Source organism: Microcoleus sp. AR_TQ3_B6 (genome assembly GCF_036702785.1).
In the GTDB taxonomy this organism is placed as follows: domain Bacteria; phylum Cyanobacteriota; class Cyanobacteriia; order Cyanobacteriales; family Microcoleaceae; genus Microcoleus.
In genome coordinates, this window is record NZ_JAUBVJ010000060.1 from 38,074 (window position 1) to 52,160 (window position 14,087).

At 44.4% G+C, this 14,087-nt stretch carries 16 protein-coding genes; 6 read left to right on the forward strand and 10 right to left on the reverse strand.

The window, feature by feature from the left end; all coding sequences use genetic code 11:
• Nucleotides 1-267 precede the first annotated feature (267 nt).
• The gene (locus QUB56_RS24800; RefSeq protein ID WP_006631855.1) at nt 268-975 is read right to left on the reverse strand and encodes an ABC transporter ATP-binding protein; all 708 of its coding nucleotides are present in this window, start codon (nt 973-975) and stop codon (nt 268-270) included.
• Nucleotides 976-1,419: 444 nt separating this feature from the next.
• Between QUB56_RS24800 and QUB56_RS24805 the strand changes: the two genes are divergently transcribed.
• Nucleotides 1,420-2,250 (forward strand): PEP-CTERM sorting domain-containing protein, encoded by an 831-nt coding sequence (locus QUB56_RS24805; RefSeq protein ID WP_332958828.1) that lies wholly within the window; start codon nt 1,420-1,422, stop codon nt 2,248-2,250.
• Nucleotides 2,251-2,489: 239 nt separating this feature from the next.
• On the opposite strand, the gene QUB56_RS24810 is transcribed toward QUB56_RS24805, so the two are convergent.
• From QUB56_RS24810 to QUB56_RS24830, 5 genes are all read right to left on the reverse strand, one after another.
• Nucleotides 2,490-3,269 carry an ABC transporter ATP-binding protein gene (locus QUB56_RS24810; RefSeq protein ID WP_332958829.1) on the reverse strand — a complete coding sequence of 260 codons (780 nt, stop codon included), beginning with the start codon at nt 3,267-3,269 and terminating at the stop codon, nt 2,490-2,492.
• A gap of 118 nt (nt 3,270-3,387) precedes the next feature.
• Nucleotides 3,388-3,954 carry a hypothetical protein gene (locus tag QUB56_RS24815; protein WP_332958830.1) on the reverse strand — a complete coding sequence of 189 codons (567 nt, stop codon included), beginning with the start codon at nt 3,952-3,954 and terminating at the stop codon, nt 3,388-3,390.
• Nucleotides 3,955-3,965: 11 nt separating this feature from the next.
• Nucleotides 3,966-4,733 (reverse strand): hypothetical protein, encoded by a 768-nt coding sequence (locus QUB56_RS24820; protein WP_332958831.1) that lies wholly within the window; start codon nt 4,731-4,733, stop codon nt 3,966-3,968.
• Between the two features lie 474 nt (nt 4,734-5,207).
• Nucleotides 5,208-6,044, reverse strand: coding sequence for a class I SAM-dependent methyltransferase (locus tag QUB56_RS24825; RefSeq protein WP_332958832.1), 837 nt, complete (start codon nt 6,042-6,044; stop codon nt 5,208-5,210).
• A gap of 143 nt (nt 6,045-6,187) precedes the next feature.
• Nucleotides 6,188-7,753 carry an ABC transporter permease subunit gene (locus QUB56_RS24830; RefSeq protein WP_332958834.1) on the reverse strand — a complete coding sequence of 522 codons (1,566 nt, stop codon included), beginning with the start codon at nt 7,751-7,753 and terminating at the stop codon, nt 6,188-6,190.
• A 283-nt stretch (nt 7,754-8,036) separates the two neighbouring features.
• On the opposite strand from QUB56_RS24830, the gene QUB56_RS24835 reads away from it, so the two are divergent.
• Nucleotides 8,037-8,609 carry a Uma2 family endonuclease gene (locus tag QUB56_RS24835; protein WP_332958850.1) on the forward strand — a complete coding sequence of 191 codons (573 nt, stop codon included), beginning with the start codon at nt 8,037-8,039 and terminating at the stop codon, nt 8,607-8,609.
• 42 nt (nt 8,610-8,651) lie between these two features.
• Here the strand turns inward: QUB56_RS24835 and QUB56_RS24840 are convergent, their stop codons facing one another.
• The 4 genes from QUB56_RS24840 to QUB56_RS24855 form a co-directional block, all read right to left on the reverse strand.
• Nucleotides 8,652-8,987, reverse strand: a complete 336-nt coding sequence (locus QUB56_RS24840) for a XisI protein (RefSeq protein WP_332958835.1) — start codon at nt 8,985-8,987, stop codon at nt 8,652-8,654.
• Nucleotides 8,975-9,388, reverse strand: a complete 414-nt coding sequence (locus QUB56_RS24845) for an element excision factor XisH family protein (RefSeq protein WP_332958836.1) — start codon at nt 9,386-9,388, stop codon at nt 8,975-8,977. The genes QUB56_RS24840 and QUB56_RS24845 overlap by 13 nt, the downstream gene beginning before the upstream one ends.
• A gap of 18 nt (nt 9,389-9,406) precedes the next feature.
• Complete coding sequence (locus tag QUB56_RS24850; RefSeq protein ID WP_332958837.1) at nt 9,407-10,483, reverse strand: branched-chain amino acid ABC transporter permease; 1,077 nt, start codon at nt 10,481-10,483, stop codon at nt 9,407-9,409.
• A gap of 386 nt (nt 10,484-10,869) precedes the next feature.
• Nucleotides 10,870-12,228: a branched-chain amino acid ABC transporter substrate-binding protein gene (locus tag QUB56_RS24855; RefSeq protein WP_332958839.1), complete on the reverse strand. Its 1,359-nt coding sequence runs from the start codon at nt 12,226-12,228 to the stop codon at nt 10,870-10,872.
• 327 nt (nt 12,229-12,555) lie between these two features.
• On the opposite strand from QUB56_RS24855, the gene QUB56_RS24860 reads away from it, so the two are divergent.
• The 4 genes from QUB56_RS24860 to QUB56_RS24875 are packed head-to-tail and all read left to right on the forward strand — an operon-like array spanning nt 12,556 to nt 14,055.
• Nucleotides 12,556-12,852: a DUF1778 domain-containing protein gene (locus QUB56_RS24860; RefSeq protein WP_332958840.1), complete on the forward strand. Its 297-nt coding sequence runs from the start codon at nt 12,556-12,558 to the stop codon at nt 12,850-12,852.
• Nucleotides 12,843-13,355 (forward strand): GNAT family N-acetyltransferase, encoded by a 513-nt coding sequence (locus QUB56_RS24865; RefSeq protein WP_332958842.1) that lies wholly within the window; start codon nt 12,843-12,845, stop codon nt 13,353-13,355. Before QUB56_RS24860 ends, QUB56_RS24865 begins: the two co-directional genes overlap by 10 nt.
• Nucleotides 13,356-13,394: 39 nt before the next feature.
• Complete coding sequence (locus QUB56_RS24870) at nt 13,395-13,742, forward strand: nucleotidyltransferase domain-containing protein (protein WP_332958844.1); 348 nt, start codon at nt 13,395-13,397, stop codon at nt 13,740-13,742.
• Nucleotides 13,720-14,055 (forward strand): HepT-like ribonuclease domain-containing protein, encoded by a 336-nt coding sequence (locus QUB56_RS24875; RefSeq protein WP_332958845.1) that lies wholly within the window; start codon nt 13,720-13,722, stop codon nt 14,053-14,055. The genes QUB56_RS24870 and QUB56_RS24875 overlap by 23 nt, the downstream gene beginning before the upstream one ends.
• Nucleotides 14,056-14,087 lie beyond the last annotated feature (32 nt).

Here is a 14,087-nt window from a genome sequence, read left to right on the forward strand (position 1 = left end):
TTAGCGAGTGTTTGTAGTGATCACTTTATACCAAATCCGCCTTAAATACCCCCTTTATCTCTTAGTCCCCTTGGAGTGGACGAAAGTTTGACTTTATGCAGCGGTTTCAACCGCCTTTTGATAAAAGGGGTAGCTTTCCCAGGATTTGGTATTAGTCCTCTCTCTATGTATGAATTAATAAGGACTAAAGTCCTTACTGCGAACAGAATTATAGTTGTCTAACGGGACATGATATAATAGAGGATTACCCATTACGAGGATAGCTATTTAACTTTCGCCTAAATACGCTTTGCGAACAGTTTCATTTGACTGCAAATCGCTAGCTGTACCGGCGACTACAACCTGACCGGTTTGGATGACATAGCCGCGGTGGGCTACACTTAAAGCCATGCGGGCGTTTTGTTCCACCAGTAAAATAGTTGTTCCTTCAGCATTAATATCGCGGACGATCGCAAAAATTTGACTGACTAACATCGGTGCCAAACCCATACTCGGCTCGTCCAATAATAACAAGCGGGGGCGCGACATCAAAGCCCGGGCGATCGCCAGCATTTGCTGTTCGCCGCCGCTGAGAGTTCCCCCTTTTTGACTAATTCTTTCTCGCAAACGGGGAAATAAATTTAATGCTTTTTCCATATCTGACTTGATACCGAGAGTATCGTTGCGCAGATAAGCACCCATTTCCAGGTTTTCTTGCACCGTCATTCGCGGAAAAATTAGCCTCCCTTCCGGACTTTGAGAAATCCCCAAACGGACGATCGCCTCTGTAGATAGTGCTTCTAAAGGCTTTCCCTCAAATAATACAGTGCCTTGGCGCGGGCGCAGCAGTCCTTGAATCGTGCGGAGAGTTGTAGTTTTCCCCGCCCCGTTGCTGCCAATTAATGTCACAACTTCTCCCTGCGAGACTGTTAGCGATACTCCTTTGAGAGCGTGGATATTTCCGTAGTAGGTGTGAATGTCTTTGATTTCCAACATAATTACTCTTTCTGCTTTGTCCTTTATTATATTATCCCGAATGATTATAAAGTTTTATTGCATTTATTTAAAATTAACCTTTTTTAGATTAAGCAGTAATTTTACTTAAATCAACACCAGCCCTAGCTCCCATACCATGTATTTTTTGCAGTTGTTGCGGCCTACTTTAAAATTTTAATTAAGCACCAGATCTCTTTACAAGAGTTTTACAAAAATCTCTAACTACAATACTTCGGACAGTTTTTGATTGCCAACCGTAGAATCAGGGTTTCAAGGCTCCAAGGCAAGTTCTCTACCAACGGAAAATCGAAGGTTTCAGACGGCGAACTAAAAACTTTCCGGACTATTGTAACTATAGAAGTATTATTAATAACTAAGTGAAACCCACCGCTACAAATTACCAATAATAACACTTAAATTTGTTGTAATTTAAGGAAAGTTACCATGCAATTAAAGCACAGTCCCCGAGCGATCGTATTTTTATTAGCAACTCCTTTAGTAACCGGCTTGACTGTAGGCATTGCCCCTAGCAGTGCTGCAATAATCGCAGGTTCTGCGGCAGAAGTAACCATTTACAACTTCAGCCACAAACCGCAGGGGAATGGTACAGTTGCTAACACTTACACTGAGACAACAGCTAACAACGGTTTAGTTATTAGCGAGGCGATGGCTGAGGCAGTTTTTCTATCTAACGGTCAGGAATTGTGGACAAAAATTTACTCGCAAAGTCAAGTCCAAGGTGACGGCAATAACTATTCCGGTTTTGCGAAAACTCAAGCAATAGTGTTCGGCGACTTCGACATTGATGCTGCAGAAACTTTTTCCTTCAATTTGAAGACAGTTTTAGATCTGGTAACATCAGTTGACAACCGCGAATCTGAAAGCGCCAGGGCGAGGGGCAGTATATCTTTCTCCTTGATTAACACTGTTACTAACATTCTGTTTGACTCTTTTCAAATTTCCAGCGGTTTAGACTCTTCTACTGGTCATTATTTAAATTTTTTACCCAGCAACAGCTTTAATCCCACAGCAATTAATTTTAATTTAATTGCTGAAGGAAGTGTAGTACACAGCAGCCTGTCTACTTCAGGGGCGTATTCGCGGAGATTCGACAGCGCCGCTAGCTTAAGGTTAATACAAGTTAACAACAATATCGCAGAGGCAGAAGCAGTTCCCGAACCGAACACATTATTAGGTACTGCAATATTTTTAGGAGTGTTTTTCAGGAGGCGAAAACTCAATAATAAATTGTCTCAAGTCAAATCAAAAGTTTAGGAACAACCCCCAACATTAAGCCGTAGGGTGGGCAAGGCTCACCTCCTCTAGTTTCCGTTGAATTGCTGGTTATAAAATTCTGTCGCCCGGGGCAGGTTGATAAATATTATCAATTTGAATTACAGATTGTTGGTGAAACCCGCCCCTAATTCTCTGGCGGTTAATTTGCCAGAAACTATATCACTTCTTCCTAGCAGGCGCACCGAGTGCCTCGCTTATATGTAGGCCCACAATACCCATTAACCATGGCCATCTTCTTCTTTTCCCAAATATGCCTCAATCACCCGAGGATCTGCGCGAACTTCTGCCGGAGTCCCCTCAGCAATTTTAGTACCGTACTCCATAACACTAACGCGATCGCTAATTCCCATCACCACCTTCATATCATGTTCAATCAGCAAAATACTCAAATCCAACTCATCGCGAATCCGGTAAATAAAGCGAGTTAAATCAGCCGTTTCGTTCGGGTTCATCCCCGCAGTTGGTTCGTCCAACAGCAGCACTTTCGGATCGGAAGCCAAAGCCCTCGCAATTTCCAATCTCCGCTGGTCGCCGTAGGAAAGGTTTTTTGCCAACTCCGGCGCTTTAGAAGCACCTAAACCGACAAAATCCAGCATACTCAAGGCTTTTTTCTTAGCTTCCCGTTCCTCCAAAATCACAGTCGGAGTCCGGAGGATTGCACCCAACAAACCTGTTTTTAATCGGCAGTGTCTACCTACTAAAACATTATCCAGCACAGTCATGTTGTTAAACAAGCGGATATTTTGAAAAGTTCTAGCAATGCCGAAAGTTGTCAGGCGATCCGGCGCTAAACCGGTAATATTTTTATTTTCAAGTACCAACTGCCCCCCACTCGGTTTATAGATGCCCGTAAGCATATTAAAAAATGTGGTTTTTCCGGCACCGTTGGGGCCGATCAAACTAGCGATCGCTCCTTTTTCCAAAGTTAAGCTGACCTGATTTACCGCAGTCAAACCCCCAAATCTCATTGTAAGTTGTTGTGCTTCTAATAGTGACATTATGGTTGTGTTTCCTAATATTAGTTTAGTTGTTAGAGAATTGCCCCTTGAGTTTCAGGACAAAAACCGTGGAAAATAAAATGACACTGGAAGTTTTTCACTGGCGTCAGGTATTATGCTAAGGCGGATGTGGTATAATATCTCTCCAGCGTCTAGCTTCAATGTGGTGCTGTCTTAGCAATCGGTTAAAGTCTTCGGTATCAGTTGTTGCAATGATTACATCTATTCCTATTCTCTTAATAATGATGGCTTGAGCGGCTATAATTAAATCTGCATCGTAGGCTGTATAAGAATTATTGCGTGCAAAAGCCCATAGCTCAGCCGCTTCTTGCATTACGTTGCCCTCTTCGCAAGTAACTGGAAAATATACAACTTTTTTTGTGATTAGCGCATCTAGTTTTTCAATAGCTTTAAGAGCTTTTTGTTTCTCTTCTAGTCCAGATTTGCGATCGCGGATTCGTCTGATATGCTCGCGCCTTGCTTCATAGTTTACGATTTCGGATATAACTACACGATATCCCTCATTTGTTAGCCTCTCTAACCACTCATTACATTCAATTGCTTCTCTAATCGATTCCCTAACTTCACTTTCAGCGTTTTGAACCAACCTATTTTTGCTTTGGTCAACAAGGAGATGTATGAGTTTTCCGACGACACCCGTATCTAAAAAAATTAACGTACTCATGAATTAGGTTGCTAGTTGTCTGATAGCTTTTCCAGCTCATTAATGTACTCTTCACGCCAGGAACGCAGAGTTTTAATGAGTTCTTCTTTATCATCTGTTGTTAGTGGATTGTTGGCTTCTTCATAGAGTGATTTATACGAAAATTTTTTGCGGTCGTGCCTATCAATTTCCCATAATATTGCTTTGGCTGCATTTCTTATGTTTATGGCTCCGCTGGTGATTTCATCTGCTGGTCTTTTCTTTGCATAATCTTCAAATGTTTTATAGCTGATTAGTGTCTGAGCTAGAGCTTTGACTAATTCGCGACCTCTTTCGGTAAAGAAGCTGAGATAATTTTCTGCAATATCTAATAAATCGATGAGTCCTGTGTAAAATAATCCTAGTTGTTTTACTTCGTTGTCTTCAACAGATGCAGCAAGCGTACAAACTTTGGAAGATATCATTTTTCTAGATATTTTAGCCCAAAGTTGTACATTTTCTATGCCATCAACAGCTTCCTTCGGGGCAAAGTCTTTGTACTTTGTCTTAAATACTTCGACTCTAAGTTCAAGTTCTTCTAAGCTTTTAAATCTCTCCGCAGGATTGCTTTCTGATTCAATATGGAGATAAAGGTCGTAGATTGACAGCAGTTCTCTAATACCTTCCTCTGGTGCCAGAGCATCTTGAGATTGGAATGCTTTTTCTAAGGATTGTTGTATCGCTGCAAATTGTTCTCCAACTCCCTTAATTTCTTCGGTGTCATTGCTGTTTTCAATGATTTGTTTGGTCGCTAAAGTCATAGCTTTGAATAATTGGAGTGATTCGACCTTGGCCAGACGATACAGAGGATGGCTAATCCTGCTGCCGTGACGGTCAAGCTGGTTAATTCCTAGTTTAGCCTACCTGAGACATTGGCAAATACTTTTGGAGGCATTAGGGTACAGCATTGATACACGCCTAACTAACAGCAATCGTAACACCATCAGCACCTTCTTGTTGGGTGGCAAACCTAAGAACGTCTCGATCGCGATAGTTTGTCCTGCGTCGTAGGAAAAGTCGGCTCAATCGGGCGTTGGAATTTGTTCTTAAAGGAGGTGAGCCACGACTTCCTTCAGTTGACACGCAGCGAAGCATCGCCTCGGTGCCTTTCTGCAACAAAAGTTAATACAGTCCTATTTACTTTTGTCCGACTACTTACTGCATTTTCTAGCGTACAGACAAAGTGCGATCGTCTGCGATCTGCGGTGCGCCAGCAGCCAATTGTGTCAGTTAAGTCAAATATCGGGACTGACGCACCCGACTGCATTCTCTAGCGTACAGACAAAATAAAACTTAAAAAGATTAGATTCTAGCGAACGGCCAGGGCGATATTGTGCGTGTAAATCGGCCGTCGAAAAGTTTTCAATAACTTTGAGATTGAGTTCGTCAGCCAAAGTTGCAATGTTTTCAAACCCAGTAATCCACGGTGCATACATACTTTCGTATTTATCTATGTAATCATTGATATCTTGGTAACCCGTCGTTCTCAAAATCACCTTTTCCGACATATAATCAAAGGACAATCGGAAATTATGAACATTGTCGCGAATTTGCTCTAATACAAATATTACCTCTTTTTTGTCAAGCAAGGTAGTGTTGCCTTCCCACAAAAAATATGTCGGTCGAGCGAAATCAAATTCACTCTGTTTCAGCAAGGGGATTAAACCGTCTTTTACGTAATCGCCGGGAAGGTAGCGAACATTTGCCGTAACTTTGTTAGCTTTGAGAGTTTCTGCTTTTAATTGAAGAGTTGCCTGGTCGTCTATTTCAAAATAACTTACTTTTTCGCCATTAATTCTAGCAGCGCGAGTATCCAAACCCGAACCTAAAATAACTACTTGTTTGCAACCTCCTAAAATTTGATTTGATAAAACATCATCAAAATATTTAGTCCGCAACTTAACCATTTCTTTAGCGGCGGGAGAGTTTTGAGCTATGTGGCTAGCTATTTTTTTTGTTTCCTCATTCAGCCAGATTTTTACTACATTATCAGTGTAAAGAGGAATTGCCTCTTCATTCTCTTCTGCTCTAAATTCCGCAACGATAAAAGCAGTACCAGTTACATTTTTCATGGCTAATCTTGCCCCCTTACTAAGTAGTTGGTTACCAATAAACGTTAGATGGGGAGGGGAGTTTTACACTCATACACTACCTAACCTCCTAGATTCTTAGCTAAACCCGCCTACAAAATACTAGGTTTTTTTTCCTTACCTACTTATTGACTTCTCGCATCGGCTAAAGACTCATTGCTCTCTTCATCATCCGAATGCAGTTCAGCTTGGTGGATCTTATCAGGAATCAGCCCCTCCGGCCGCACTAGCATCATGACAACAAGAGTTAGGCCGAAGAGAAATAAGCGCATTTGAATCGGATCTAAACTGGTTGCTAGAAAGTCCGCTAACTGGGGAATTGCAATCCTGGGGAGTACAAAAGTACTCAGAAAACCCTTAAGGACTAGCGCTAATTGTGGCAGATAAAGTCGATCGGCAGACATGATAATGATAGCGCCCAAAATCACCCCGGTCATGTTGCCCAAACCGCCTAAAATCACCATACACAGGATGATTACCGACACCGAGAAATCGAAAACGCTGGGAAAAATTGCGCTGATATAGGCGGCGTAAAACGCGCCTGCAAAGCCCGAAAACGTCGCTCCCATCGCAAAAGCCGAAAGTTTGGTTTTGACCAGGTTAATGCCCATCGCACTCGCCGCTAATTCATCTTCGCGCATGGCATTCCACGCCCTCCCCAAGCGGGAATCTCGCAGCCGCGAAATCATGAAGTAAGCAAAGACAACTAGCAGTAAAATTAGGTAGTACCAGGGAAAGTAGTTGCCGGTGCTGAAAGTGCCGACGATGGGGAGAGATGGACGCCCGATCGGGTTTATTCCCGCTTCGCCGCCGGTGAGGTTGAAAGGTCGATCGCACCCAACCAGACACAGCACCAACTCGGGTTTACCCAAAACAGCCGCCACAATCTTCGAGACTGGTTCCTCGATCCGAATCGCGGTTAAATTCCTAAAGACAACCGGGATAATTTCGCCAAAACCGAGGGTAACAATCGCCAAATAATCGCCCCTGAGTCGCAGTGTCGGAATACCGAGGATTACACCCGCGATCGCAGCTACACCGGCCGCGATCGGCAGTACCACCCAAAAGTTCCAAGCAATATTTAACTGCCCAGAAGATAGCAAAGCCGTCGTGTAAGCGCCGATCGCAAAAAACGCCGCATATCCCAAATCCAACAAACCCGCAAAACCCACAGTAATATTCAAACCCAGCGCCAGCATAATAAAGATTTGAATCTGTACTACAGTAGCAATCCAGCCAGTCTGAGCCTGAATGTCGATAAACGGAAACAGAATTAGAATAAAAGCTAATGTCACCAGAGTTGCCAGCCGCTGGCGTTCCCCCTGCAAACCCTGCAAAGCACCCATTAACGTAGCTGTCAAAATTGCGATCGTCAAACTGCAAATCCCGTACAGCAGCGTCGTCGGCAAAGCCACAGCAGATTGACCAGACAAAGGTCTAATCCACACCCCTTCTACCACACTCGCAACTAACAGCCAAACTCCCAATCCTACTCCCGCGAAACTGCCGATAGTCGCACCCATTTTCGGGCTGTAAAGCTTCTGATTCTGACAGCTAATAAAGCCAGCCGCCGTACCCATCAGCCAGCCGATCACGGTGCCGCTCCAACCGCCGAATAACAGAACAGTCAAACAGGCGATCGCCCCTAAAATACCGCTCGATTTGATCGCATTAATTATTTTTTGTGACATAGGAAGAAGTTATTAGTCATTAATCATTAGTCATTAGTTATTAGTCAGCAGTCAGTAGTTAGATGAAAAAATTCTAGGAATCGCAGTTACAGATGCGACTGACGCGGGTAGTACCAACTTCTGCCCGACCTCAAGCAACTCGATCGACCGCTGGCTCTGGAAACTGCCGATCGGGCCAGGTACAGTTTAGAGTCTTTTGAGTTCGATTATTGCACCAAAAGTGACGAAACTTCAAATATACTGGAACTGTTACCGCCACACGCTTCAAACGGGCGATCGCTATATGGTACAAGCACCTCAAAAAACTATCACCCTCGACGAGTTTTTGCAACTGGCAGAAACCAAACCCGCTAGGGAATACATCAAAGGTGCGATCGTCCAAAAACCTATGCGGCAAGGAAAACACAGCAAACTACAAGGCAGACTCGTAACAGTCACCAACGACATCGCAGAGAAACCGCAAATTGCCCTAGCCCTATCAGAACTTCGCTGCACGTTTGGCGGACGTTCTATTGTTCCCGATGTCGCGATTTTTGTTTGGAATCGCATTCCCCTAGACGCTGACGGCGAAATTGCCAATACATTTAACGATCACCCAGACTGGACAATAGAAATATTGTCCCCAGCCCAAAGCCAAACCAAAGTCACAAACAATATTTTGCACTGTTTGAATGCCGGCTGTCAGATGGGTTGGTTGCTCGATCCCGATGAAAAAAACATTTTAGCCTATCCCGCAAGGCAGCAGCCGATTTCATTGCAAGAACCAACAGATATACTTCCGATGCCCGAATTTATGCCGGAAATGCAGTTGACTTTAGGCGAAGTTTTTGGCTGGCTCAAACCAGGGAATATTTAATTTGATAGCGCAGGTTAACTCGATATTTTGCAAGGGGATTTTTCAGGCTATGGCAAATCCGGTATGCTTGCGTACTTCCGGCGAATGAAACGCTAAAACAATGCAATTTTCCGGGACGCCACCCTCGAGTAATTCATCGGTAATACCGTCTTCAATACCGTCATAATGAATCCAGAGTTTGCCGTTGCGAATTTCAACGTGAACTACCGCACCATGAATGCGTTTGCGGTCTTGCCAACCTTCGTGCATCAACAGAAAATGATTGCGGTCTTGGCTGACAATTACATAGCTGCTAATCTCGCCGTACCTGTACGGCAAATTGGCATAGTAAGACAATATTTTATAGATTAAGTCCCGGTACTCGTCTAGTTTATCCATTTTGTAATAACCTCCTTAACTGGATCTACAACAATGAGTTTTATTGCCCTATCTTCGAGAACAACTTGCACGATTTCCTCAGCAAAAAAAGTAGAATAAATTTCCTCAACAATTGCTAGATATAGCGTGCGCTCTGGGTCTAATCTAGATAGCATTGTCAAATACAAAGTATACTGACCTAAAGCATTTTCTAAATCTTTTACTGGAGATTTGCCTAGAAAGCTTTTGATTTCAACGGCAATTGTTTGTCCCTTTCTTTCAGCAGCCAGTAACTTTTTAGCTCCTAAGTCTATCAACACACCGCGCAAGGAAAGTCTGAGAGGGAAAGGATCGTCTGTAATTATCCACCCATCCTTTTCTAAGGCAGTCCTTACATTATTATGATAAATGTCTCTTGCCATTATTTCAACCCTGCACTTTCAAACCTTCTCCTGAACATTCTCGCCCAACAAACCCCCGGGTCGAAAAGCCAAAATCACCACCAAAACCCCAAACACCCAAGCATTAGTCCAGCGGCTCGACAAATACTGATCGCTCAAAGACGACAGCAACCCAATCAAAACCCCTCCTAACATCGCCCCCACAATATTGCCAATTCCCCCCAAAACCGCCGCCGTAAAAGCCCTCAAACCCGCCGTAAACCCCATCGTAAAAACAATAGTATTGTTGTACAGACCAACCAGAATCCCAGCCGAACCCGCCAAAGCTCCCCCAATCAAAAAAGTCAGAGCAATAATCTGATCCACATTAATGCCCATAATTTTAGCAGCATCGCGGCTTTGAGCAGTTGCCCGCATCGCCTTTCCCAGACGAGTGTATTGCACAAACACATGAAGCAAAACCATCAATAGAACCGCCACCACCAACACAATTAAATCCTTGGTCGTAAATACAATACTCGTTGGAATTCCCAAAGCTTTGAGAATATCAACTCGCGGCAACAAATCGGGAAAGCTTTTCGGAGCAGCAGAATTAGAACCCATCACCGGAATAAAAGCTTTCAATCCTCCCCAAAACAGCCCGATATTTTGGAAAATAAAAGAAACTCCAATTGCCGAAATTAAAGGAGCCAAACGGGGAGCATTTCGCAAAGGTCGATAAGCGTACTTTTCGACAACAATATTCAGCCCAGCACAAAACACCGAACATACAATTAAAGCGACTAACATCACCGGTATAGCAGTACCTAAAGATGCGCCGTCTTGAATGCCAAAAGCGCCGAACACAGTTAGGGAAGCAAAAGCGCCCAACATATACAAATCGCCGTGAGCAAAATTGATTAACTCAATAATGCCATAAACCATAGTGTAACCCAAAGCAATAATTGCAATCACCGCGCCGTTGACAAGACCAACTAATAATTGTTGGATAAAAACTTCAGGATTGCTGGCTATTTCCCCAATAATTTTTGGCAAGTCCAATCCGGCAATTGGCCCTAACAACAAAACTATATAAGCTACACCTAGATATAGAAGAATACTCTGCCATTTTTTCATAATTTTCGGGTGATTGGTAATTCGTAAGGTGCGCCGAAGAGCACCCTACTAAAGTGATTGGGTAAGGTGCGCATTGCTACTAATGACCGCCGACAAATGACTAATAATATCAATTCCGGCAGTCAGACCGGAATGATATCAAATCCGCGCTTCAGGAGTCGGGCGTCAAGTCGAATCCCGAGGCCAACAAATAATTCGCGCAATTTTCATTTTTTTGACCCGCCCGTCAACAGTCAACAGTCATCAGTCATCAGTCATTAGTCATCAGTCATCAGTCATCAGTCATCAGTCATCAGTCATCAGTCAACAGTCATCAGTCATCAGTCAACAGTCAACAGTCAACAGTCAACAATGACGGACGGTGCAACCGGAATCGATATAACTAATTATTCCGGCTTGAGCGGTTCCACGAACTCCCACTTGCCGTCTTTAACAACATTTCCTGACATTGTAGTCAAGCTCGTGTCGCCGTTGGGGTCAAAACTCCAAGTCCCGAGTACCCCGTTAAAATCTTTAGTTGCCATGACAGCATCGCGGATAGCACCGCGGTCATTTTTGCAAACTTTATTAATTGCGCCGATCGCAACTTTAGCAGCTTCATAGGCGTAAGCTGCATAAGCTTCCGGTTCAGCATTATATTTTGCCTTGTAACTTTCGTACCACTTCGCACCGGCACCAGTCAATTTTTTAGGAGGCAAGCCGCCAAAAGTAGAGTAAACTCCTTCGGCATCTTTGCCTGCCGCGTCAATTAAAGCTTTATCTTGAATGCCGTCGGGTCCCATGAATTTAACTGCCTCAGGCGTCATTCCGACATTTCTCATATCTTTAATTATTTGTCCGGCATTGCTTTGAGTAGTCCCTCCAAAGTAAATCAGGTTTGGATTTAAAGCTTTGATCTTATTCATTAACGCCTTGTAGTCGCTAGCTTTAATATCAATTCCCTCTCTTCCGAGGACTTGAATTCCCAACTTTTTAGCAGTTGCTTCAAAAACATCAGCAATGCCTTTGCCGTAGAGTTCTTGGTCGTCGAGAATGTAGACTTTTTCCACCTTCAAAGATTTCGCCCAGTTGCCAGCTACAGCTCCTTGAAGGTCGTCAGCGGGGACAACGCGGCTGAAATTGCGAGTGCCTGCGGGATAATAAACGTTAGGTTCTTTGGGTTCGCCTTTTCCTGGTTTAGTCAGTCCCGGATAAGTGTTGGCCGGACTGATCATGACGATGTTAGCTTGGTTGAGTACGGGAATGGAAAGTTTGGCCGCACCGGAGTTATAGTGACCGATGACGGCAACTACCGAACCGTCAGCGACGGCTTTGTTGGAATTGGACGTTACTTGGGCCGGATCCCATTTGCCAGCGGCGGCGGTGGCGTCATCGTAAACTTCGTATTGGATTTTGATTTTGCCGTCGCAAGCTTTGGAGTCACTTTCGGCCAGTGCTTGTTGGATGCCGTTGACCAGTGTTTGAGCTTGACCCAAGGCGCTGCCTGTCATCGGGAGCATGGAGATAATTTTGACAGTATTGGGGTCTCCGGGGCTGACTGCGGGGGGAGTGGCTCCGGGACTGGTTCCGGGACTGGTTCCGGGATTTGTGGGGGTGGTTGCTTGAGGACTTTGACAGCTAGCGCACAGAGAGACTATCCCGGCGGCAAAAAGTAATTTCCGCAATCCTGCGGCGCCGAGATTCTGTGTTGAGTTGGTTTTTGGGGGTGTGGCACTTTGGCTCCCTGACTTCTGAGAAAAGTTCATAGGTTGGTTCGTTTGTTGCTTGCGTCTTAGCATATTTTCACTGTTTTAAGTATGTAGTCAAGAGTTAGCACAAGTTTAAAAAATTTGTGTCAACTATCAAAAACACACCTAGAAAGGCAACGTCAGGACTTAGGCCAGAACTCCTGTCTCTGGGGCGGCGGGGGCTGCCCGTACAATGCGCGAGTTCACGATTCCATCGCGGTTAACTAGATCCCCGATCGAAGATTTGAGTAAATGTGTTGACATTGTGTATACAAAAAAATAGAATATAAATATGCTAGGGCTACTAGCTCTAATTACTACTGTGTTTAGCTAGAGGTAACTGTTATGCACGCGCCAGCATCTGAAGAATCAGTCAGCCAGACCCGCGATGTGACAATCAACATTCGAGCTAAGGCTAATCAACGCGCTCTCATCGATCGCGCGGCCGAATTACAGCGAAAGAGCCGATCGGAGTTCATGCTTGAATCAGCTTACCAAAAAGCTCAAGATGTGATTCTAGACCGCTGTTTTTTTGGGTTAGATGAACTTAAATTTAAGCAATTTTCGGCGCTGCTGGATGCACCGCCGACGCGAAATCCGAAGCTAAACGCATTACTAAAAACAAAATCTCCGTGGGATTAGATCGAGATTTAGGCCAACTCTGCCCGCCTGAAAAACTGAACTCGTTACATCAAATTGAGACCTTTGATTCAGGCAACAGTCAGTTAGATGAATGGCTCAAGCGCCGCGCTCTGAGAAATGAGTCAGAGGGGGCTTCACGGACTTATGTTTTGTGCGATCGCCAAGCAGTCATTGCGTACTATTGTCTGGCAAATGGAGCAGTAGCACAAACTTCTGCAACGGGTAAAGTCCGGCGCAATATGCCCGATCCGATTCCTGTTATGGTGATTGGACGGCTTGCAGTCGATCGCAACTGGCAAGGCTGCGGCCTCGGACGCGCTTTGCTGAAGGATGCAATTCTTCGCACTTTGCAAGCTGCTGAGATTGTAGGAATACGGGCAATTCTCGTACACGCTATCTCCGAAGATGCGAAGCAGTTTTACCAGAAGAGCGGATTTACTGTTTCGCCGATCGATCCGATGACACTTTTGGTGAAAGTTAGCGATGCCATTGCTTCACTTTAGCTCAGACGTTAGTTGCTCTCGTTGGAGGTTTCCTCGCCCATGATTGAGTTACAATCGGATTTAGAATATGTAGTGAGCGATCGCTTAAAAGTCTCTCTAGATGCGATCGCGCAATTTTGCCAGCGCTGGAACATTATCGAGTTTGCCCTGTTTGGCTCGGTGCTGCGGGATGATTTTCGCCCTGATAGCGATGTGGATGTATTGGTCACCTATGAGCCATCGCACCGCCTCACGCTGTCTCATTTATTGAGTATGCAGGAGGAGATAGAGCATTTATTTCACCGTTCTGTAGATTTGGTGGAAAAAAAGCTGTTAAAAAATCCCTATCGGCGATCGAACATTTTGAAAACCTATCGAGTGATTTATGCAAGCGGGCGATCGGGATAGTGCTTCACTTTGGGACATGGCGCAGGCAATCCGTCGGATTCAGGAGTTTACGGCTGATGCGTCATGCGAGACTTATCTTGAAAGCGTTTTTATGCAAAGTGCCGTAGAGCGGCAGTTGGGGATTTTGGGCGAAGCAGCTCGAAGAGTTTCGATCGAGTTTCAGCAGTTGCATCCCGAAATTGATTGGCGAAATGCGATTAATTTACGAAATATTTGGGTTCACCGTTATGACCAAGTGAGACCAGAAGTTATTTGGAATATTGTTACAACTGGAGTTGAGACTAAGACAGACAAAAAAGGTGCATTAGTGTAAATTGAATGCACTCAAGAATGACAGCTCTCGAA